The organism is Gammaproteobacteria bacterium, from assembly GCA_022450155.1.
In the GTDB taxonomy this organism is placed as follows: Bacteria; Pseudomonadota; Gammaproteobacteria; order Arenicellales; family UBA868; genus REDSEA-S09-B13.
The window spans coordinates 1-20800 of the sequence record JAKUQR010000026.1 but is presented as its reverse complement, the minus strand read 5'-3'; the positions used below and the strand labels follow the sequence as shown (position 1 = coordinate 20800).

The following is a 20800-nucleotide window of genomic DNA, read 5'->3' as shown; positions in this document are numbered from 1 at the left end:
TATTACTTGGGGACAATCCTCGGCGGTAGCAGATCGTCAAAGTGATCAAGGCCTGTCAAACCACCCGGCAGGTTCCGCGAAGGTTGAGTCAGGTCGGGTCGAGATACTGCAAGCAGATGGCCGATGCCGTAGCAAGCGGCAGCTTCAAGCACCAGCAGATTGTCGTCGATAAACAGTGTGCGTCTGGGATCAAATGCTTCCAGCAATTGAAGTTTTCGCCAGAATGCCTGCTCCTCCTTGGGATGACCCAGTTCATGCGATGTGATCACCCGGTCAAACAGCGGTGCCAGTCCGGTTTGCTGGAACTTGAGCTCTACGGACTTCAGATGGGCGTTGGTTGCCAGTATCACGCGCTGGGGTCGGGTCTGCAAATAGGACAGGAAAGATCTGGCACCGGGCCGCAGTTTGATCAGATGCCGGAGTTCAGTTTTTAGTGCGAGGATATCCAGGTCCAGTTCTCGGCTCCAGAAATCGACGCAGTACCATTCCAGTGTTCCCTGCAGTTCGAGCATGCGCGGCAACAGCTTTGCTTTGGCGTCAGTCAGGCTCAGGCTACGATTCTGGGCGTAGCGTGCAGGGACAAACTCTCTCCAGAAATAGTTGTCATAGTGCAGGTCGAGCAGCGTGCCGTCGAGATCCAGAAGTACCGAATCTATATGTGCCCAGTTCAACATCGGTTTACGGGTCCAGTCAGAGCAGCGTGATCAGTCCGGTAGGGACATCGGCTGATGTTGCAGATGCGTCCAATTCTAACGGTGATGAGCCATATGCGCTTAGACTTAAATGCCGCAAAGCGCCTGAGTGGGTTAAGCTGAAGGTAACCGGTCAGCCACGATTTCCCCCTGGATCAATTTTATGAACGACCTGCCCCAGGTTCTCGATGTCCGCACCATCGCACGGACCCGGCTGTTCCACATCGAAGCGGTCGACCTGAAGTTCGGTAACGGACACTACGCCCAGTTTGAGCGGTTCATGGGCGACGGCAGTGGTTCTGTTCTTGTGATTCCGATGCCGGACGCACAACATTTGCTTCTGCTCCGCGAGTATGCGGTCGGCTGTGAGCGTTACGAGCTGGGATTCGTAAAGGGTCGGATAGACGCGGGCGAAAGCCCACGCGATGCTGCCCTGCGGGAGATGCGGGAGGAGATCGGCTATGCAGCGCGCGAGATCGTGGAGTTGGCCGCGGTTGGTTTAACGCCGGCTTATTCGAATTACCGGACCATGATTTTTCTGGCCCAGGGACTTTATCCGGATCCACTGCCAGGAGATGAACCGGAACCGCTCGAAACCATGAGCTGGCCGTTACTGCAATTGGATCAGTTGAGAGGCAGGGATGATTTTACCGATGCACGCAGTCTGCTGGCGACCTATCTTGTCGACGACCATGTACGGTCAGAAAAATGATCAGTGACTCGTTATCGGTTGCGGTATGTGAGGTCGCCTCGCAAGCGGGTCAGGTGATTCTCGAGATTTATGACCAGGCCTACGAGGTAATTGAGAAAGCAGACGGTTCACCCGTTACTGTGGCGGACCATCGTGCTCATGACTTGATCAGTGAGCAGCTGGCTCCGCTTCTGCCCGGAACGCCGCTACTGTCGGAAGAATCTGCTGAAATTAGTTACCAGCAGCGGGCAGACTGGTTACGGTTCTGGCTTGTAGACCCGCTCGATGGTACAAAAGAGTTTATCAGGCGTAATGGTGAATTCACTGTCAACATCGCACTGATTGAGGACGGTGTTCCCATTCTGGGCGTGGTTCACACGCCGGTCAGGCGGATGACGCATTTTGCGGTCACCGGCGGTGGTGCCTGGCGTCAGGTAGAAGACGCTGCTGCCGAACCGATCACAATCAGACCCTATCTAGATGGTGCGGTCCGAATGGTGGCCAGTCGATCCCATTCCGGCGCGGAAGTGGATCAGTTCCGCGATTCGCTGCGGGCACAAAGTGGACAGGAAGTTGAAACCGTGAGCATGGGCAGCGCCCTGAAGGTATGTCTGGTCGCCGAAGGTGTCGCTGATGTCTATCCTAGACTGGGACCAACATCCGAATGGGACACTGGCGCATCGCATTGTATTCTCAACGAGGCCGGTGGTCGTCTGATGGACTGTGCGGGGAACGAGTTGCAATACAATAAACCGACTGTCTTAAATCCTTGGTTTCTGGCCGTGGGCGATACCAGCTATGACTGGATCAATGTCTGCCCGGAACTGAAAGACAGACGTTAGTGGTCTGATCGTGCGGCGCCTGATACGCGCGCTCCCCTATAATCGTGTTACCTGATCGCTCGCAGGATTGAATCTGGAGGGAATTTGGCTGCAGCAGCATTCACCAAGATGCAGTCTCTCGGCAACGATTTTGTGATGCTGGACAACATCAGCACACAATTGCCGCTGGAGCCTGACATCATCCGCCATCTGGCTGACCGTCACGTCGGTATCGGGTGTGACCAGGTCATTGTCGCCTCACCCGGCGACAATTCGGTTGATTTTTTCATGCGAATTTTCAATGCAGATGGCACAGAAGTGGGTCAATGCGGCAATGGCGCACGTTGTTTCGCCCGTTACCTGACAGAAAACGGATGGACGGACAAACATCGCCTTGTTGTTCAGACATCTACCGCGCAGCTCGAACTGGTTCTCGAGGACGACGGACAGGTATCGGTCAACATGGGAACGCCATTGTTTGATCCTGCCGCCGTGCCCTTCGATTCGCCGACCTGCGAAGAGGATTATGTTCTTCGCATTGGGGAAGAACAGGTCAGGATCTACATCGCATCCATCGGCAATCCGCATGCGGTGCTGTCGGTCGATGACATCAGCTGTGCCCCCGTCGAACGTCTTGGACCGGCAATCGAGTGCCATCCTGCTTTTCCGCAGAAAGCCAATGTGGGATTCGTTCAGGTCTGTGATCGCCGGCATCTGAAGCTGCGCGTGTGGGAGCGAGGCGTTGGCGAGACACAGGCTTGTGGCAGTGGCGCGGGTGCCGCCACGGCCGTATGTCGTCAACAGGGGTTAGTGGACGATACCGTTGAGGTCGAGTTGCCCGGGGGTGCGGTTGAGGTCAGCTGGTCCGGTCGCGACGATCTCTGGCTGCGTGGTTCAGCGACCACCGTATACCGCGGGGAAATCGAACTCACTGCCACGTGAGTCAGACTATGCTCGAAATGCCAACACGGTTCACCGCCGACGTGAATCCAGCCACAGGCTGAGCTGATGCCTGAATCAGCAGAACCCATTTCTTCCTTTCTTGACCACCTTCAATACGAACGGCGACTATCCGGACACACGGTCAACAGTTACCGGCGTGATTTGTCAAAACTGATTGCTTTTGTAGAAAAACAAGGGCTGGCCGACTTTCGCCAATTGACATTCGTGCAGGCGCGTGCCTTTCCGGTATTCCTGCATCGCTCGGATCTGTCCGGTCGGTCGATAGAGCGGGCTCTGTCGGCGGCACGACAGTTCTACTACTACTTGATGAACGAAAGTCGGGTATCCAAAGATCGCCTGTACAGTGAACAGCGTCGATCGAGCAATCCTTTTGTTGGCGTGAGTGCGCCCAAAACGGAGAAACCTCTGCCACGTACGCTCAGCGCGGATCAGGCAAAACAGTTGCTGGAGATCGACACGTCTGGCGGTGATATTGCCTTTCGTGACCGAGCGATACTCGAACTTTTCTATTCATCTGGGCTCCGGTTGTCTGAATTGACTGGCCTGGATCTCACCGATATCAACCGCAGTGAGCGACTGGTCAGAGTGACGGGCAAGGGTTCTAAAGACCGGGTGGTGCCTATAGGCCAGAAAGCCTTGGCGGCGATTGCGTTATGGGTTGAGCGCAGGGCCGGTTACGTAGCTGATGGGGAACAAGCTGTGTTCATCGGCTTGGGCCGCCGCAAGAAGGCCGGTAACGGTCGTCTGAGTGCGCGTGCCATTCAGGGTCGCGTACAGTACTGGGCACGCATACAGGGCCTTGGGCGCAATGTTTATCCCCATATGCTGCGTCATTCATTTGCCAGCCACCTGCTTGAGTCGAGCAGCGACCTGCGGGCGGTCCAGGAACTGCTCGGCCACGCCGATATTTCCACCACGCAGGTGTATACCCATCTGGATTTCCAGCATCTAGCCAAAGTGTACGACCGAGCCCATCCACGGGCGCGGCGACGCAAGCGCGGAAGCTGACACAAAAATAATCACTGCGCGATCGAATTCGCAGTGGCGGTAGAGGCGCACGCGCTAGATTTCCCCATCCTGCGTGGTAAAATCTGCGCTTTCGCCCACAGTAGGCCCAGTCCATGGGTCGATTCCCCCAATAATTCAAAGGAGTTGCAATGTCTTCTGTTGCTTTTATCCCCATTGTGCTTGGACTCATCGGTCTAATTGCGGCGTTCGGTATTTATCGAGCGGTGCTCCGATACTCACCGGGTACCGGCAAGGTTACCGAAATCGGAGATATGATCCACCACGGTGCGCTGGCGTTTATGCGCCGCGAATATTCTTATCTGGCGATCTTTGTCGCAGTGGTCGCGGTACTGATTCTGATTTCAGATCTCGGTTGGCGCTCGATGGTGGCATTTCTCGTTGGCGCAGTCTGTTCTGCGTTGGCCGGATACATTGGTATGTTTACAGCCACCCGGGCGAATGTGCGCACCACAACGGCTGCTGCCGAAAGTGGTGCTTCCGCTGCCTTGACCGTTGCCTTTTACGGCGGCTCGATCATGGGTCTGACCGTTGCGGCGATGGGTCTGCTGGGTCTGGGCATTCTGTATCTTTATTTTGGGGGTGATCCCGAAACCGCACACGTGATCCATGGTTTCGGCATGGGGGCCTCTTCAGTCGCGCTGTTTGCCAGGGTCGGTGGCGGTATCTTCACCAAGAGTGCAGATATCGGTGCTGACCTCGTTGGCAAGATAGAAGCCGGAATACCAGAAGACGATCCCCGAAATCCAGGCGTTATTGCCGATAATGTTGGCGATAACGTCGGTGATGTGGCGGGTATGGGCTCAGACATTTTTGAGTCTTACTGCGGCGCCATGATCGCGACGATTGCAATCGCGGCAACACTTTCACCCGAAGTGATCAGTGCGCTGGCCGCTGGCGATCAAAACAAGCTGATGTTTCTGCCACTGGCGCTGTCTTCGGTCGGAATCGTCTGTTCGCTTATCGGCATACAACTGGTCAAAAGTTCCTCTGGAAAATCACCGGATGCGGCGCTGAGAATGGGCACTATCGGCAGTACAGTGATTTTTATTCTCGCTGCACTTGCATTGACCTACTACGTGGATGTCAGCATCAACATCTGGCTGTCGGTACTGGTTGGCGCCCTCGGCGGAATCGTGATCGGCTTGGTCACGGAATACTATACCGCCGGTAAACCCGTACAGAAGATCGCAAATTCAGGTAAGACCGGTCCAGCCACGGTGATGATCAGTGGTCTCGCCATCGGTATGCAGTCGGTCACAGTACCGGTGCTTACGTTGTGTGCCATTATTCTGATTTCGAGTCACTTGTCAGGCCTTTATGGTGTCGGGATTTCTGCGGTGGGTATGCTGGCGACGGTGGGTATCACCATGGCCATCGACGCTTATGGTCCTGTCGCGGACAACGCCGGCGGCATCGCCGAGATGGCCGGGTTGGGGGAAGACGTCCGTGAGATCACCGACAAGCTGGATGAGCTCGGCAACACAACGGCGGCTATTGGCAAGGGTTTCGCAATCGGGGCTGCCGCCCTAGCGGCGCTGGCCATTATTTCGGCTTATATCGAAACCGTTGCTCACCACGTACCCGATTTCACATTGGAGATTAACGATCCGACCGTGCTTGCCGGCATGTTTCTCGGCGGTATATTCCCGTTTCTGGTGAGCAGCATGACGATGACGGCGGTGGGTGATGCGGCGTTCGAGATGATCCACGAGATCCGGCGGCAGTTCAAAGAAATCCCAGGACTGATGGAAGGTACTGCAGAACCGGATTCCAACCGGTGTATCGAAATTGCCACCACAGCGGCCCTGAAGCGGATGATCGCACCCGGTGTGCTGGCTGTGGGTGGGCCAGTGGTGGTGGGCTTTTTGCTCGGGCCTGAGGCGCTGGGCGGTATGCTCGGCGGTGCCTTGCTGGGGTGTGTCCTGTTGGCGCTGACCATGGCCAATGCGGGTGGTGCTTGGGACAATGCAAAGAAATTTGTCGAGAAAGGCAATCTGGGCGGGAAAGGCTCGGAAGTGCATAAAGCCGTGGTCGTGGGCGACACCGTCGGTGATCCGTTTAAAGACACCTCCGGACCGTCTATGAACATCCTGATCAATGTGATGGCAATCGTCTCGCTGGTGATCGCACCATTATTGGGTTGAATCGCTAAATCAGATTCACGAGGGGAGGATGTGAGACACTGTGGCCGGCGTTTGCCGGCCATTTTTTTCAATCCACTCCAGCCATTAATTGCTTTATTACTGCACCGCGACATGACCAAGCCCGTGATTCGAACTGCACAGGTGAAAGATCTTGCCTCGATTCAGTCCATCTATGCGATCGAAGTGCGGGAGTACACGGCAACATTTGAAATCACGCCCCCGGATGTGGAGGAGATGACTATCCGCTGGCGGCATATTGCAGACACGGGCCTGCCTTACTTGGTTGCTGAACTTGACGGTGAAATTGTGGGCTATGCTTATGCTTGTTCTTATCGTAGCCGATCCGCTTACAGTCACACGGTCGAGGATTCGGTCTATGTGGCGCGCGATAAACATCGACAGGGATTGGGCCGTGCCCTGCTGACAGAACTGATCCACCGGTGTCAGGATCTGGGCAAACGGCAGATGATCGCTATCATCGGTGATTCCAGCCACAACGCATCGATCCGTCTGCACGAGAAGGCCGGTTTTCGATCCGTGGGTACACTGGAACAGGTGGGCTGGAAGCTGGATCGATGGATAGACTCTGTGATCATGCAGCGGTCGCTTGTCTCGGGACCGGACGACCAGGTCTTTAATTGTGATGTACCCGCTGACAGCATCGGTCGGTAATTTTCTACGCCGGACATTGCTGTTGCGATGAAACCGGCGCAACTTGGCGTGCTGTCATATCCGCCACGGCCAGGGCCTGCCAGCTGGATCGCCACTGCGCGATTGTTGCGCCGTTTTCAGCAGGGCCCCATAGCGCGTCCAGACAATCTATCTGAGCATCAGTGTGCAGATATTCTGGTCGACCGGTACATGCCACCTGGGCCGGTGCTGGGCACCGTGGTGTTTATTCACGGTATGTCCGTACTCGGCCGTGAAGACCCCAGGGTCAGGCAACTGGCTGTCGCACTGACCACCACCGGTTTGCAAGTGCTGGTGCCGGAACTGCCGAGTATCAGGGACCTGCGGATTGAACGGGCCCAGCCGAGCGAGGTGCAGTCCACACTGGAGCAGTTAACCGGTAACAAGGATCTGGTACCCACGCGCCATTTCGCACTGATGGCGGTGTCGTTTTCGGGCGTTTTTGCCCTGCGTGCCGCCAATAGTGCGACGCTGGGACCTCGAATCTCAGCGCTGTGTCTGATCGGGGGTTACTATGATGTTGAACGGGTGAGTGACTTTCTGGTTAATGCAAATCGCGCAGACCCGTATGGGCGGATGTTAATGGTCCGCAGTTATTACAGTGAAGTCGAAGTCGAAAATGAAGCGTTTCATCGGCATCTGGAGCGCTGCATCCGCAACAACGCCAAGGAAGACGAGGGCTGGAATTTGCGCTCATTGCTGGACAAGACTGATACAGAGCAGGAAAGGCTGTGGCAGCTGTTGAGTGATTCCGGTCAGCGCCAGAGGTTTCTTCAGAAAGTGATCCGGGCATTCGGCGATGACTGGTCCGGTTACCGGGTCAACTTGAATTTCGTGAATTCCAAAACACCGGTGTTTTTGCTGCATGGCCGAGGCGACCGCGTGATCCCGCCAGGGGAATCGCGCCGGCTCTCCAGTCAGATGTCAGTGCAGGGTATACCGAATTACCTGTGCATTACCCGTTTTCTCAGCCATGGCGACAGTGTAATCCGGCTGAGTCAATTGCCGGAACTTTATCGACTGTTGCGGGGTTTTGCCTGGTTCATCAGCTGTACGCGGCGATAAGATCTGTGGTGCTGTTGTTCAAACCATTAAGTAGCAGTCAAAAAAAGAGGGCGCTGCTGCGCCCTCTTGGTGTAAAACCTTGTTGGTCGCTACATGTAGTTCACGATACCCGCCATAATAATGGCGAGAATGATGCTGGAGGTGATCACCCCACTGACTGACTGAATCAGCCCCAGCATTTTGCCCCATATCGCGTTTGCTTCTATCGCGACAATGATGACGAGCCCGATTATCAGTGCCGTGATGCTCACTGAGGCCCACGCACCTCCGCTCGCGGCAAATCCATGGACTGATGCGACCATGAAATAGAGCATTGGCAGTGAAAGCAGTGTATTGGTCCGGGATGCCAGGGCTGCCTTCGGCCCAGCGACCGCCTTGTCGCCTTCGGCAAGTCCAATCATGATTTTCTGGTTCGGCCAGATGATTCCCCACACATTCAGCATCATTATGGTGCCCATCAATGCCCCCAGCGCGATACCAAGATTGAAGCGTTGTTGGCTTGATACCCACCACAGCATTATGAGACCGGTCAGAAAGGTGAACAGGGCCGCCCAGCGGAACCACCACAGCGCCCGAGGGGCGAGTTTGGCCATGACGTCCGCTTTGGCACCATCGTCAGCTTCTTTGACGTATTCGGTCTGTACAAAATTGAAGTAGTACAGCAAGCCGATCCAGGCTACACCAAAGACAATATGGGCGTAGCGGAACAGTACATCGAGCAGGTATGCCATTTATGCGCCTCCAGAGAATGTGAATGACGGGTTAAAGAACCTTAACAAAATCAGTTGAATAGCGTTGCCTCCCACCTTGGCTAGTCTAAATCAGCAGGGGCAACTGGGCAAGCCAGTCAGACCGCTGACAGTCATCATGGTCAGCGCTCTGTCAAGCCACCGACGGCAGACCAGCCAGGGCCATGGCGACCTCGGATTCGTCGTATGGGTGGTCTTCAAGTTTACCCGCCGAGTAATCCATATAGGCCTGCATGTCGAAGTGGCCGTGACCACAAAGGTTGAACAGGATTGCCTGGGACTCACCTTCTTCCTTGCACCGCATAGCCTCGACCAGCGCTCCTTTGACCGCATGGTTAGCCTCAGGCGCCGGCAGAATGCCTTCTGCCTTGGCAAATGTCACACCAGCTTCGAAGCATTCAGTCTGCGAGTAGGCTGTCGGCTCTACTTGGCCGAGATCCACCAGCTGACTGACCAGCGGTGCCATACCGTGATAGCGCAGGCCACCCGCATGAGAGCTCGGCGGGACGAACGATGATCCCAGGGTGTGCATCTTGACCAGGGGTGTCATCTGGCCCGTGTCGCCGAAGTCGTAGGCGTACTTGCCTTTGGTCAGACTGGGGCAGTTGGCGGGTTCCACCGCGACTACCCGCACGTCCTGCTCGCCGCGCAGCTTGCGCCCGATAAACGGGAACGACAAGCCGGCAAAGTTACTGCCCCCGCCAGTACAGCCAACAATAACGTCTGGGTAATCATCAGCCAGTTCCATCTGACGGATCGCTTCCTGTCCAACTACAGTCTGGTGCAGCAGCACGTGGTTCAGGACGCTGCCGAGAGAATACTTGGTGTCGTCCCGCTGGGCTGCGACCTCGACGGCCTCACTGATGGCGATACCCAGGCTGCCGGTGGTGTCAGGATTCTCAGCCAGGATCTTTTTACCCACTTCAGTTAAGTTACTGGGGCTGGGATGACAGGTGGCACCAAAAGTCTCCATGAAGGCCCGTCGATAGGGCTTCTGGTCATAACTCACACGGACCATGAAAACCTGGATCTCAAGACCGAAGAAAGAGCCCGCCAGCGCCAGCGCAGATCCCCACTGGCCGGCACCGGTCTCGGTTGAAATTCGCTTAACACCTTCTTCGCGGCAGTAAAACGCCTGGGCCACGGCAGTGTTGGGTTTGTGACTGCCGGCTGGGCTCACACCTTCGTATTTGTAGTAGATCCTCGCCGGCGTATCGAGTGCCGCTTCCAGTCGGTAGGCGCGATACAGTGGACTTGGACGCCACTGCCGGTAAATGTCCCGGACGGGTTCTGGAATATCGATCTGCCGCTCCGCACTGACTTCCTGCATGATGACCGCCATTGTGAACAGCGGCGCCAGGTCATCGGGACCGATAGGTTGGCCCGTACCCGGGTGTATAACCGGCGCCGGTGGTTCGGGCAGGTCGGAGACGATGTTGTACCAGGACTTGGGTATCTCATTCTCATCCAGATTGAATTTCACACTGTCAGCCATTGTCTTATCCTCATCACGTGAACATGAATTTCATAAGTGCCCGCAAAGGAGAGCGGTTTCGAATTCTAAAAGTCTCGGAAAATCATAAAATTGTGGCGATTATCTTAATATACTTGTCACTAGATGGGGAAGGTTTATAGCTGCTGCCGATTCTGTGCCCACATGACAATGGCATAGCTGCCGGCGCTCCTGGGCAGATTCTAAGTACTCGGTCAGATCAGGTTCTACCACCACCGCTGCCGCGGTTGTAGCGGGGAACGGGACCCTGGAGTTCCACCCAGGCCGACTGACAGGCCTGCTGTTCGTCGTTCGACAAAGGGGCGGCCTGAACAGCGGCAAGGTTATCCTGCAGCTGCGCTATCGATGTCGCGCCGATCAGGGTGACATCAACCGTGGGGTGATCCAGCATGAACCGCAGTGCCAGCTCGACTGGACTGCGGCCGGCCTTCCGGGCAATCGCGCAGAGCTGGTGCGCGGCTGTGCGCTGGCGGTCGTTCCAATAGCGTGCTCTATAGTTGGTGTTGTAGGCCAGCCTGGTTTGTGGATTCGCTTCTTCGCCTACGCCATGTTTTCCGGTGAGCAGACCACCGGCGAGCGGGTTATACATGCAGGTGCCCAGACCGTAAGCATTCACCATTGGCAGCAGCTCGGTTTCAACCGCCCGGGAGATTACGTTGTACAGCGCCTGGGTGACCGTCGGTGGTGCCCAGCCACGGTTATTGGCAAGGTGTACGGTTTGTGCACACTGCCAGGCGGCAAAATTAGAAAGCCCCAGGCAACGGACCCTGCCTGATGCCACAATCGCATCGAGGCAGCGCCAGGTGGTTTCGATCGGTGTGTCGTCGTCGGGCTGGTGCAGAAAATAGATGTCGAGATAGTCGGTGTTGAGGCGCTTAAGGGAATTCTCGAGCTGCTGCAGGATGACTCTTGGGGACAACCCGACCGAGTCGGGGTCGTCGCCAACGGGGTTGCGGACCTTGCTAGCAATCACCAGTTGCTCTCGATGACCCCGTGCCTTGAGCCATTGCCCGATAATTTCCTCCGACAGGCCAGCGTTGTAAGTGTTCGCGGTATCAAGAAAATTGATACCCTGCTCCACAGCCAGGTCGAGAAGGTCGAAGGATGTGTCTGCGTCGACCGGATCACCGAACGTCATGGTTCCCAGTGCAAGGGTCGACACATTTAATCCGGTTGCACCGAGGATGACACGGTCCATAGGCTCAGCTCCTAATCGTAAGTCTGTATGAGGTATCGAATGATGGCGTCTGACTCAGGCAGCCAGTGGGTCTCGCCTACCGCAGTCATGCGGCACAACACGGGAACGGTGGAGCTGCCCTGGCCAGCAATGAGTTCGTTCTGCCAGCTGTCGTTCTCCCAGATGTTGCGCTGTTCAACTTCCACGGTGAGCTCTGAGATCACCTCCTGCACCATCGCGCAGTAGCCGCAATAGTCCCGGAGGTAAAGAATCAGTTTTTCATCCATTTAAGGGTTTTCCAAAAGTGCTGTACAAAAGACGCTGACGACTATGCCCGCATTTTATCGTGGATGAAAGATTTGTGCGGAAACGAGTGCTGTACGTCACGTGCCTATTGTCTCAGTACACACTTCTGATACAGGTTCTTTAAACGGCCATCCGGATCGTATTTGGCTTTAAGTGCGGCATAGCTGTCACCGTCGTAGATGGACCAGAACTCAGCTTGATCAAAATAGGCATCTGAATACAGAGATTTGATTCCACCGAGTTCGGTGACTTTCTGTTCGATCAGGCGGTTGAAATGGCCGATGGGCATTTCCTGTTTGGTTTTGACACCGCCCCAAAAACCGAAGTTCACATACATGGACTCAGCGGCCATCGGAAATAAAGGGTAGTGCTCGTCTTGCACGGGATGTCTGATCGGGCAGATCCAGACTGGGCGCATGCCGATTTCATGATGGAAAAAATCCAGAAACTCGGCCGCTCGATCAATAGGCACATCGATGTCCTGGATCACTGATTCGCGGTGTTGCCCTGACAGGTGCCCCAACCTACGGGTAATCCCCCAGCGTGTGTTCCATCGCATAACTTTCTGGTAGGTGATCGAATTGAGCCGCTCACGGCCGAGCAGGCGCCGCATCAGTCGGTTCTGAACGTAAAGATTTTTCGAGCACCAGAACCAATCGGTGTCCCAGCGCCACAGGTAATCCCGAACGGTAAGATAGTCCTCGCTGCGCGTTGGTATGGATCGATAGTAAATGTCCATCCACGTGTAGTCACTGGTATAGGGGGCATCGTCTACAAATCGACCAATTGTCAGATAATGTTCTCCCGGCTGGAATACCGTGCCATCCATAAAATCAATGGCGCGCTCGGCCCAGGTTCTGACCGCATCGAACAACGCACCAACATCTGTGAACCGTATGTGTGTGAGTTGGACGTAAGGCTTAACCGGTATAGCCAGTACGGTCAGACGAAGGATGTAGCCCAAGGTGCCGTACGAGTTTGCCAGCCCGTAGAAGAGGTCACGGTGTTCGTTATCCGGTGTGCAGGTCACGACTTCGCCGCTGCCCAACAGGACATCCATCTCACCGATACTTTCATGCGGTAGTCCGTAGCGGAAAGATGACGACTCGATACCGATGCCGGATACAGCCCCGCCGATCGTAATCGACTTCAGCTGGGGTACAACGGCTGGCATCACCCCGTGTGATAGTGACCGGTCAACCAGCGCTTCATAGGTGGTCATTCCTTCCGTTTCAATCAGGCTGTTCTGCGGGTCGACGTTCAGCACGTGATTGAACTGGCTGACGTCCAGCAGACGTTGCGCTTGTGTGGTAGGGCGATCCCGAAAAACGTTCGATGTGGTTTTGTCGAGGCGAACGCTGCCAGCGGTTTGCTGTTTCAGCGTATCAGCCAACTGCTGACGTCGTTCGTGGTAACCCATGGCAACCGAATTTTCAGCCGGCCTTATCTAGAAACCGGCTGCTTGCCCATCCTTACGGGGATCTGAACCGGCAATATATCCGTTGCCATCTTTCAGAATGATCTGGCCGCCGCCGAACGCACCGATCTTGCCCTCTTTGAAGATATGGCCCCGCTGTGCCAGTTCCTCGCGCAAGTGTGCCAGCGCGGGTTCGAGACACACCGAAAAGTCTTCGTTGACATGCCAGCGCGGCGCATCCAGGGCCTGCTGAGGCGAAGTACCCTGGCAAAACAGCTTGATCATCACTTGGGTGTGCCCTTGGGGCTGATGATGCCCACCCATCACGCCGAATGCCATCAAAGGCGCACCCTGCTGCGAAACAAAAGCCGGAATGATGGTGTGAAAGGGCCGCTTGCCGCCGCCGACTTCGTTCGGGTGGCCTGCCTGCAGTGAAAAGCCCCGTCCCCGGTTCTGCAGACTGACACCAATGTCGGGCACAACGATTCCCGAACCAAAGCCGTGGTAGTTTGACTGTATCCAGGACACCATCATGCCGTCTCCATCAGCGGTCGCAAGGTAGACGGTGCCATGATCGGGTTTTACGGCAGCGACGGGAGACGCTGCGTGAGTCAGGCTGATGTCGTCAGCGCGACGCTGAAGCGTTGTTGGATCCAGCAGCTGGTCTACGGTGACTAGCATGGTGTCGCGATCTGAAACGTGACAGTGTGTCTCAGCAAATGCCGCTTTCATCGCTTCGATCTGCAAGTGCACGCTGTCGGCGGAATCGGTCGCGTAGGAATCGATGTTCAAACGCTCAAGAATACCCAGTGCGACGAGAGCAGCAATACCCTGACCGTTGGGCGGGATCTCGTGTACCGTCAGCCCATGGAAATCCTGCTGGATACAATCGGTCCAGAATCCCCGGTGCTCAGCAAGATCTTGTTCGGTGAGCGCACCATCGAAGCGGGTGGCGTCGGCCACGATCCGTGAGGCCAGTCGGCCCCGGTAAAAACTCTCTCCTCGACTGTCGGCAATCTCGCCCAGTGTGTTTGCCATGATCTCGCTTTGGAAGGCCTCACCCGCAGTGGGCGCACGCCCGTTGGGCATGAAAATAGTCCTGAAACCGTCAAGATAACCAAATTCTTCTGCCGCCCGATCCCAACCCGCCGCGACGACCGGTGAAACGGCAAAGCCATGAGCGGCGTAGTTAATAGCTGAATCAAAGAGTTTTTCAAATGGCAGCTGGCCGAAGCGATCCGAGAGTTGTGCCCAGGTGTCTACTGCACCGGGAACGGTGACGGTATCCCAACCATGTTCAGGCATGCTGTCGTGGCCGGCGAACCGTTCAGGTGTCCAGGCTGCAGGTGATCGGCCACTGCCATTGAATCCATGGATGCCGTGATCATCACTGACAATGACGAAAGCATCACCGCCAATGCCGTTCATCGTGGGTTCAACCACGGTGAGCGTGATGGCGGTGGCAATCGCGGCATCGACTGCGTTTCCACCGTTTCGCAGTATCTGAACACCGGCCTGGGCTGCGAGCGGTTGTGAAGCAGCGACGACATTGCGGGCATAGACGCTGGAGCGGCGCGAAACATGCTTGTGGTTCGGGTCAAGACGGGTGAACATGATGCTGAGTTGAATGTGTAAAGTTATTCGTGGAACGGTCTATTGTAATGATTCGGACAAACTCGGCGGTAGCTCCGTGTTTATACAACGCACATAAATCTGAAAAGATTGACTTTGTTTTTGCGACCTCGCCGATTTTCAGGCGTCAGCCGCCGTACAGGCAGCTTTTAATGGTTCAAGCTGGTCAGCATAATCATCGCTACCCAAAATCTTGTGTAGACGCTCGTTACAGTGTGCCTCAAACGGCATATTGAGATCGGCCCACTGATAGGTTACTGGTATTCCCGGCTCAACATTGCCCACGAGAATCCGGGCTTGCAGGCGCCGGCCAATGATGTCGGCGTGGGCAAGTCCTTGGCCGGAAATATAAGTACGAATGTGCCGGTCGTCGAATTCGGTCGAGATATGAATGTGTCCGTTGATGATGTGCCTTACACCGCGTTGGACAAGCTGTTGATACAGCCAGTCATCTTCTCGAAGGCCTTCCACACTATGATCGCTTGGCCGGGTCTTGACCGGTCGTGGGTCGGTGATCGGGCGGTGGGCGAACACCACGTAGTCACCCACATCCGGGTTGGTGGCCAGGGGCTGGATGTGTTGGAGCAGCTGACCGCGCTTACCGGCTGATACGGGCAGGTGGTCGACTGCAGTGTCCAGATTGATGAACTGGATGTTCCCCAGCGTGAACGTGCTGTTTCGCGGGCCAATCTGCTGAATGAAATCCTGCGGGTCGGGACCGCCGAATGGGTTGTGGAAGTCGTGATTGCCGATGGCTGAGAAGACCGGCAACGGCGATTTTTCCAGGTGAAGGGTTGTTCGTTCGGTATCAACCGGCTGGTAGTAGTAATCGCCGAGGTGCAGCATAAAATCAGCACCCAGCTGTTGTGAGCGTCTGAGTACCCAGGCGAGTTCCAGGTCACCGCCGGTATCACCAATGGCCGTAAAGCGATAATGAACCTGCTTGGGGAAGACCCAGCGCAGGGTCAGCGCGCTCTTGCCGCTGTTGCCAGTTACCCGCCTGAACAAACCGTCGATGCGTTCTTCCGATACCTTTCCGTCGCCTTCTATGTTCAGGCGTGCCTGGGGATGTACGTTGCCCATTTTGAGTTCAAACGCACCGTGCACCTGTACGACTGGTTCCGGTACATAGGCCCGAAACACCAGTTGACGGGCGTCTTCGCGTTGGTAGAAGGCACCTTGGCTATCAGCGCGGAAGCCAAGGGCGCTGTGTTTGGCCCATCGGGGTGTTGCCGCAGGTTCAAGCTGAAGGCTTGGGAAGCGAAGACCACGCATACCGGCAGCTGACGCGAACACTGTGGCACCGGCCAGTGCGGTGTATCCCAGGAATGCTCTGCGGGTGCTGGTCATCTTAATTCAGCTTGCCTGTGGGTCTTGATCCATGGCGTCTATCGTGCCGCTCAGCTCGACCAATCGCTCGGCATCGCGCACATGCAGCGCCTCAATCAGCTGATCATCGACCACCAACACACCCTGTTCGCGAACATCGAGCTTGGACCACGCTGCAACCACCTTGCGGGCGTGGGCGATGGATTCAGGGTCAGGCGAGAAAACAGTATTGGCTGTTTCGATCTGATTCGGATGAATCAGGCTCTTGCCGTCAAATCCCAGCTGGCGGCCCGTCTCGCAGCTGTGTCGCAGGCCGTCGCTGTCCTGCAGGTTAAAGAACACGCCATCAATGGCGTCGATGTGGGATGCCCGGGCCGCCAGCACAAGACGCGACAACGCATACTGTAGACCCAGCTGGGCACTGCTGTGCGTGATCCGCAGCGCGCTGGCAAGGTCAGCAGTACCGGCAACAACACACGCCAGACGGGGTGTCGCGGTAGCGATCTCCTCAATGTGCTGAATGCCCAGAGGTGTTTCAATCATGGCCCACAGCGCGAGGTCCGAGGGAGCACCCAGAGCGTTTAAGGCAACGGTCGCTGTAAACAGCTCGTCGGCGGACTCCACCTTGGGCAACAGTATGGCATCGGGTGGATTGGATGCCAGAGCTGTGAGATCTTCTTTGCAGTGCTGGGTCTCCAGGCGATTGACACGCACAACCACTTCACGCTGGCCGTAGTCTGTCTGTTCAAGCGTCGACTGGACCTGCTGTCGGGCTGATTCCTTGTTTGCGGGCGAAACGGCATCTTCCAAGTCCAGGATAATGACATCGGCCGGCAACCCGGTTGCTTTCTGCTGGGCTCGAGAGTTGTCGCCCGGCATAAACAGGGCGGAACGGCGCGGACGCGATATCATTGAGGGCATTGGCCGGGTATTAACGTCTTGAAAGGAACAAAGAACTGCACGTCTTCCTTGGGTGATTTTAACATTGTGCGAAATGAAAGACTGATGAAGGGTAATTATCCGGAACGGATCGTGTGTCTGACGGAAGAGTCTACGGAGACACTTTACCTGTTGGGCGAAGAAGATCGAATTGTCGGAATATCCGGATTTACCGTACGACCACCACGGGCCCGAAAAGAAAAACCCAAGGTCTCGGCGTTCACCAGCGCCAAAATCGATCGGATACTCGCGCTCGAGCCGGATCTTGTTCTCGGGTTTTCAGATCTTCAGGCTGACATCGCTGCTGAGCTTATCCGTTGCGGCATCACGGTGCTGGTATTTAATCACCGCTCGGTTCAAGAGATCCTGTCGATGATCCGGACACTGGGGGGAATGGTGGGTGCTGCCAAGCGCGCGGATGAACTGGTGGGGGCATACGAAAACAATATTGATCGCAATCTGGCCCAAGCGGCTGGCCGGTCCCGACGGCCCAAGGTTTATTTCGAAGAATGGGATGACCCGCAGATCTCCGGTATCCGCTGGGTCTCAGAACTGATCACCATTGCCGGTGGAGATGATATTTTTCCAGAACTCGCTGTCTGTCCGGACGGCAAGAGCCGGATCATTGCTGATCCTGATGAGGTCATCGGGCGAGCGCCGGAAATCATTATCGGATCGTGGTGCGGCAAGAAGTTCCGTCCTGAAAAAGTAGCGGCACGCGAAGGCTGGGATGCTATACCTGCGGTGCAAAATGGCGACATCTACGAAATCAAGTCAGCGCAGATTCTTCAGCCGGGGCCTGCGGCCCTGACAGATGGTCTGGAACAGCTGCAGGAGATTATCGCTACCTGGGCACACGAATGAAGATGCGCTCAACTATGATTCGCGGATAACGCGGCCTTTTAGATTGAGCACCCAATCCAGATGAAAGAGAACGACATCAAAATCATTACGAACTTTCCAAGGCAAGTCCGGGAAATTGAAAACACGTTTATACCTTTGGCGGAAGGTATCCGGCTTGCTGCTCGAATTTGGTTGCCGGAAGATGCTGAGACAGATCCAGTGCCGGCAATATTCGAATTTCTGCCTTATCGAAAACGCGATGGCACTTCAGAACGCGATGCGCTGACCCATCCCTACTACGCGGGGCACGGCTATGCGTGTGTACGGGTCGACATGCGGGGTGCCGGAGATTCCGAAGGTATTCTGGAAGATGAATACCTGAAGACCGAACAGGACGACGCCCTTGAGGTGCTCGACTGGATAACCAAGCAGCCCTGGTGTACCGGCGCAACTGGTATTGTTGGGATTTCTTGGGGTGGATTCAATGGGCTCCAGATTGCAGCCCGTCGGCCACCTTCGTTGAAAGCTATCGTTACTATCGCCTCCACGGATGATCGCTATGCGGATGATATCCATTACATGGGTGGCGTTATGCTCAACGACACCATGTCGTGGGGCGCTACGATGTTTGCGTTCAATTCGCGGCCGCCTGATCCGGCCATCGTCGGAGACACTTGGCGGGATCTGTGGATGGCACGGCTTGAGGCCAACAATCCGTGGTCGATGAAATGGCTCTCGCACCAGACGCGGGATGCGTTCTGGCAACATGGGTCGGTGTGTGAAAACTATGCGGACATTGAATGCGCTGTTTACGCTGTTGGCGGTTGGGCGGATGGCTATTCCAATGCGGTACCACGACTGCTCGAAAGGTTGAGTTGTCCGCGCAAAGGCCTGGTTGGCCCTTGGGCACACAAGCATCCTCATTTTGGGTTGCCAGGTCCGCGTATCGGCTTCCTGCAGGAGACGCTGCGCTGGTGGGATCACTGGCTCAAAGATATAGACACCGGAATTATGGATGAGCCTCAATACCGGGCCTGGATGCAGGATAGCGCTGTACCGGCATCCTACTACGAAGTTCGGCAGGGTCGCTGGGTTGCTGAACCGACGTGGCCCAGCGACCACATCAACTGGCAAAAGCTGTACTTCACAGAACGAGGATTGAGAGCGGAAGCAGGGAGTGAGGAAATAGACGTTGCCATTCACACGCCACACGCCATGGGCACTCACCAGGGTGAGTGGTGCGCATTTGGACTGGACCCGGATTTGCCTGGAGATCAGCGAGAAGAGGATGACTGTTGTGTGGTGTTAGAAACTGAAGTCTTGACGGATGCTGTGGAAATACTCGGTGCGCCAGTACTTCGATTGCGTTTAAGCGCAGATCAGCCGAATGCTTTTATTGTTGCCCGATTAAATGACGTTGCGCCTGACGGCACTTCCACACGGGTGACCTATGGTGTACTGAACCTGACTCATCGTGACAGTCACGAACTTCCGGAACCTCTGGTGCCCGGAGACACGTACGATATCCGATTGCAACTAAACGACATTGCCCAGGTGTTTCCAGTCGGACACACCATTCGCATCGCCCTTTCGAACACGATGTGGCCACAGTTCTGGCCGTCGCCGGAACCGGTGGCGCTGACATTGGAATTACGCAGCAGCCATCTCGAACTGCCTGTTCGCGTACTTAGAAAAACTGATGAAACACTGCGGCCTTTTGAGCCTGCGGAAAGTGCGTCACCCCAGAGTGCTGAAGTGCTAGAGCCCCCGAGTCATGTCAGGCGGGTCGAGCGGGATGATGTGTTGGCCGAGACCAGGCTGACTGTTATTGCCGACACTGGCATGCTGCGCTTGACCGAACTGGGCTGGGAGCACGGTTCCGTATCTAGACAGTACTGCTCAATCCGTGATGACGACCCGACTTCAGCACGACTAGATCTGCATTGGACGATGCGGTTTCGGCGACCCGATGCAGACCTTGATGTGCGTACTGAGACACGCTCCGGTTTGACTTCAACACCGGCGCAGTTCCACTTCACAGCAGAAATGGAAGTATTCGAGCACGAAGAGAAAACCTATTCCAGGACCTGGACAAGATCAGTCGACCGGGAACTCAACTGAGTTCACAGGCGTTTTTCGGTTGATGGTTTAGACCTTCACTATTGTGACACCACACTGGTATCAGAGACCGTCAGATCGAAGGCTGCTGACATCAAGGCCTGGGTATAGGGGTGTGTTGGGTTATCAAGGATTGTTTCTGCGTCCCCTTGTTCCACGACTTTACCTTGCCGCATCACGATGATCTGGTCACTCAAGGCACGAATTACCTTTAAGTCGTGGCTAATAAATAAGTAGGCCAACGCATGGTCGTGCTGTAATTTTTGTAACAGATTGATCATCTGTGCCTGTACCGAGCGGTCCAGTGCTGATGTTGGCTCGTCCAACACCAGCACCTCAGGCTGCATGATCATCGCTCGGGCCAGTGCAATCCTCTGGCGCTGGCCACCGGAGAATTCATGGGGATAACGGTGTCGGGTGCCGGGATCAAGGCCCACTTCCTCAAGTACCTGGATGACGTTTTCCTGTTGTTCTTTTTCGTTACCGATTTCGTGTGCAACCAGACCTTCGGCGTTGATCTGACCCACTGAAAGACGTGGGCTGAGACTGCCAAAAGGATCCTGAAACACGACCTGCATCTGGCGACGCAGTGGTTTCAGGGACCGTTGGCGCAATCCCTGAAGCGGGCGGCCGAGCAGTTCGATCTCACCCCGCGATGAGATCAGTCGTAGCAACGCCAGGG

General features: G+C 55.6%; 19 protein-coding genes. 9 read left to right on the top strand and 10 right to left on the bottom strand.

Annotated elements, in window-relative coordinates:
• Window positions 1–2: 2 nt before the first annotated feature.
• Complete coding sequence (yrfG, locus tag MK323_12530) at window positions 3–674, bottom strand: GMP/IMP nucleotidase (GenBank protein ID MCH2482976.1); 672 nt, start codon at window positions 672–674, stop codon at window positions 3–5.
• A 181-nt stretch (window positions 675–855) separates the two neighbouring features.
• Between yrfG and nudE the strand changes: the two genes are divergently transcribed.
• The 7 genes from nudE to MK323_12495 all read left to right on the top strand — a co-directional run bounded on the left by nudE (window position 856) and on the right by MK323_12495 (window position 8095).
• On the top strand, window positions 856–1404 hold the full coding sequence (gene nudE, locus MK323_12525; GenBank protein ID MCH2482975.1) for an ADP compounds hydrolase NudE: 549 nt from the start codon (window positions 856–858) through the stop codon (window positions 1402–1404).
• On the top strand, window positions 1401–2225 hold the full coding sequence (gene cysQ / locus MK323_12520; protein MCH2482974.1) for a 3'(2'),5'-bisphosphate nucleotidase CysQ: 825 nt from the start codon (window positions 1401–1403) through the stop codon (window positions 2223–2225). Before nudE ends, cysQ begins: the two co-directional genes overlap by 4 nt.
• Before the next feature lie 108 nt (window positions 2226–2333).
• A complete protein-coding gene (gene dapF, locus MK323_12515) occupies window positions 2334–3146 on the top strand; it encodes a diaminopimelate epimerase (GenBank protein ID MCH2482973.1) in 813 nt (270 codons plus the stop codon).
• A 66-nt stretch (window positions 3147–3212) separates the two neighbouring features.
• The gene (locus MK323_12510; protein MCH2482972.1) at window positions 3213–4175 is read left to right on the top strand and encodes a tyrosine recombinase XerC; all 963 of its coding nucleotides are present in this window, start codon (window positions 3213–3215) and stop codon (window positions 4173–4175) included.
• Between the two features lie 149 nt (window positions 4176–4324).
• Window positions 4325–6340: a sodium-translocating pyrophosphatase gene (locus tag MK323_12505; protein ID MCH2482971.1), complete on the top strand. Its 2016-nt coding sequence runs from the start codon at window positions 4325–4327 to the stop codon at window positions 6338–6340.
• Window positions 6341–6451: 111 nt separating this feature from the next.
• Window positions 6452–7012, top strand: a complete 561-nt coding sequence (locus MK323_12500) for a GNAT family N-acetyltransferase (GenBank protein MCH2482970.1) — start codon at window positions 6452–6454, stop codon at window positions 7010–7012.
• Between the two features lie 27 nt (window positions 7013–7039).
• A complete protein-coding gene (locus MK323_12495) occupies window positions 7040–8095 on the top strand; it encodes an alpha/beta hydrolase (GenBank protein ID MCH2482969.1) in 1056 nt (351 codons plus the stop codon).
• Window positions 8096–8184: 89 nt separating this feature from the next.
• On the opposite strand, the gene MK323_12490 is transcribed toward MK323_12495, so the two are convergent.
• The 8 genes from MK323_12490 to MK323_12455 all read right to left on the bottom strand — a co-directional run bounded on the left by MK323_12490 (window position 8185) and on the right by MK323_12455 (window position 17130).
• Window positions 8185–8826 (bottom strand): urate hydroxylase PuuD, encoded by a 642-nt coding sequence (locus MK323_12490; GenBank protein ID MCH2482968.1) that lies wholly within the window; start codon window positions 8824–8826, stop codon window positions 8185–8187.
• A 151-nt stretch (window positions 8827–8977) separates the two neighbouring features.
• Window positions 8978–10339: a TrpB-like pyridoxal phosphate-dependent enzyme gene (locus MK323_12485; protein MCH2482967.1), complete on the bottom strand. Its 1362-nt coding sequence runs from the start codon at window positions 10337–10339 to the stop codon at window positions 8978–8980.
• Window positions 10340–10556: 217 nt separating this feature from the next.
• The gene (locus MK323_12480) at window positions 10557–11555 is read right to left on the bottom strand and encodes an aldo/keto reductase (protein ID MCH2482966.1); all 999 of its coding nucleotides are present in this window, start codon (window positions 11553–11555) and stop codon (window positions 10557–10559) included.
• An 11-nt stretch (window positions 11556–11566) separates the two neighbouring features.
• Window positions 11567–11821, bottom strand: coding sequence for a glutaredoxin (locus MK323_12475; GenBank protein MCH2482965.1), 255 nt, complete (start codon window positions 11819–11821; stop codon window positions 11567–11569).
• Window positions 11822–11925: 104 nt separating this feature from the next.
• Window positions 11926–13260 carry an FAD-binding oxidoreductase gene (locus MK323_12470; protein ID MCH2482964.1) on the bottom strand — a complete coding sequence of 445 codons (1335 nt, stop codon included), beginning with the start codon at window positions 13258–13260 and terminating at the stop codon, window positions 11926–11928.
• Between the two features lie 27 nt (window positions 13261–13287).
• Window positions 13288–14871, bottom strand: a complete 1584-nt coding sequence (locus tag MK323_12465; protein MCH2482963.1) for a gamma-glutamyltransferase family protein — start codon at window positions 14869–14871, stop codon at window positions 13288–13290.
• Between the two features lie 138 nt (window positions 14872–15009).
• On the bottom strand, window positions 15010–16239 hold the full coding sequence (locus MK323_12460) for a metallophosphoesterase (protein ID MCH2482962.1): 1230 nt from the start codon (window positions 16237–16239) through the stop codon (window positions 15010–15012).
• 6 nt (window positions 16240–16245) lie between these two features.
• Window positions 16246–17130: a CoA ester lyase gene (locus tag MK323_12455; GenBank protein MCH2482961.1), complete on the bottom strand. Its 885-nt coding sequence runs from the start codon at window positions 17128–17130 to the stop codon at window positions 16246–16248.
• A 93-nt stretch (window positions 17131–17223) separates the two neighbouring features.
• Here MK323_12455 and MK323_12450 point away from each other — a divergent pair, with 93 nt between their 5' ends.
• Window positions 17224–18021: a cobalamin-binding protein gene (locus MK323_12450; protein ID MCH2482960.1), complete on the top strand. Its 798-nt coding sequence runs from the start codon at window positions 17224–17226 to the stop codon at window positions 18019–18021.
• 60 nt (window positions 18022–18081) lie between these two features.
• Entirely contained in the window at window positions 18082–20121 is a 2040-nt protein-coding gene (locus tag MK323_12445) for a CocE/NonD family hydrolase (GenBank protein ID MCH2482959.1), read from the top strand.
• 38 nt (window positions 20122–20159) lie between these two features.
• Here the strand turns inward: MK323_12445 and MK323_12440 are convergent.
• Window positions 20160–20800 (bottom strand): ATP-binding cassette domain-containing protein (locus MK323_12440; GenBank protein MCH2482958.1); only part of this gene is annotated, 641 nt, incomplete at its 5' end.

Bases quoted from the DNA above. Each gene is read 5' to 3' on its own strand.
- MK323_12510 (MCH2482972.1), top strand. From the start codon at position 3,213: ATGCCTGAATCAGCAGAACCCATTTCTTCCTTTCTTGACCACCTTCAA.
- MK323_12500 (MCH2482970.1), top strand. From the start codon at position 6,452: ATGACCAAGCCCGTGATTCGAACTGCACAGGTGAAAGATCTTGCCTCG.
- MK323_12470 (MCH2482964.1), bottom strand. From the start codon at position 13,260: ATGGGTTACCACGAACGACGTCAGCAGTTGGCTGATACGCTGAAACAG.
- cysQ (MCH2482974.1), top strand. From the start codon at position 1,401: ATGATCAGTGACTCGTTATCGGTTGCGGTATGTGAGGTCGCCTCGCAA.
- yrfG (MCH2482976.1), bottom strand. From the start codon at position 674: ATGTTGAACTGGGCACATATAGATTCGGTACTTCTGGATCTCGACGGC.
- dapF (MCH2482973.1), top strand. From the start codon at position 2,334: ATGCAGTCTCTCGGCAACGATTTTGTGATGCTGGACAACATCAGCACA.
- MK323_12480 (MCH2482966.1), bottom strand. From the start codon at position 11,555: ATGGACCGTGTCATCCTCGGTGCAACCGGATTAAATGTGTCGACCCTT.
- MK323_12495 (MCH2482969.1), top strand. From the start codon at position 7,040: ATGAAACCGGCGCAACTTGGCGTGCTGTCATATCCGCCACGGCCAGGG.
- MK323_12460 (MCH2482962.1), bottom strand. From the start codon at position 16,239: ATGACCAGCACCCGCAGAGCATTCCTGGGATACACCGCACTGGCCGGT.
- MK323_12465 (MCH2482963.1), bottom strand. From the start codon at position 14,871: ATGTTCACCCGTCTTGACCCGAACCACAAGCATGTTTCGCGCCGCTCC.
- MK323_12490 (MCH2482968.1), bottom strand. From the start codon at position 8,826: ATGGCATACCTGCTCGATGTACTGTTCCGCTACGCCCATATTGTCTTT.
- MK323_12450 (MCH2482960.1), top strand. From the start codon at position 17,224: ATGAAGGGTAATTATCCGGAACGGATCGTGTGTCTGACGGAAGAGTCT.
- MK323_12455 (MCH2482961.1), bottom strand. From the start codon at position 17,130: ATGATATCGCGTCCGCGCCGTTCCGCCCTGTTTATGCCGGGCGACAAC.
- MK323_12475 (MCH2482965.1), bottom strand. From the start codon at position 11,821: ATGGATGAAAAACTGATTCTTTACCTCCGGGACTATTGCGGCTACTGC.
- MK323_12445 (MCH2482959.1), top strand. From the start codon at position 18,082: ATGAAAGAGAACGACATCAAAATCATTACGAACTTTCCAAGGCAAGTC.
- MK323_12505 (MCH2482971.1), top strand. From the start codon at position 4,325: ATGTCTTCTGTTGCTTTTATCCCCATTGTGCTTGGACTCATCGGTCTA.
- MK323_12485 (MCH2482967.1), bottom strand. From the start codon at position 10,339: ATGGCTGACAGTGTGAAATTCAATCTGGATGAGAATGAGATACCCAAG.
- nudE (MCH2482975.1), top strand. From the start codon at position 856: ATGAACGACCTGCCCCAGGTTCTCGATGTCCGCACCATCGCACGGACC.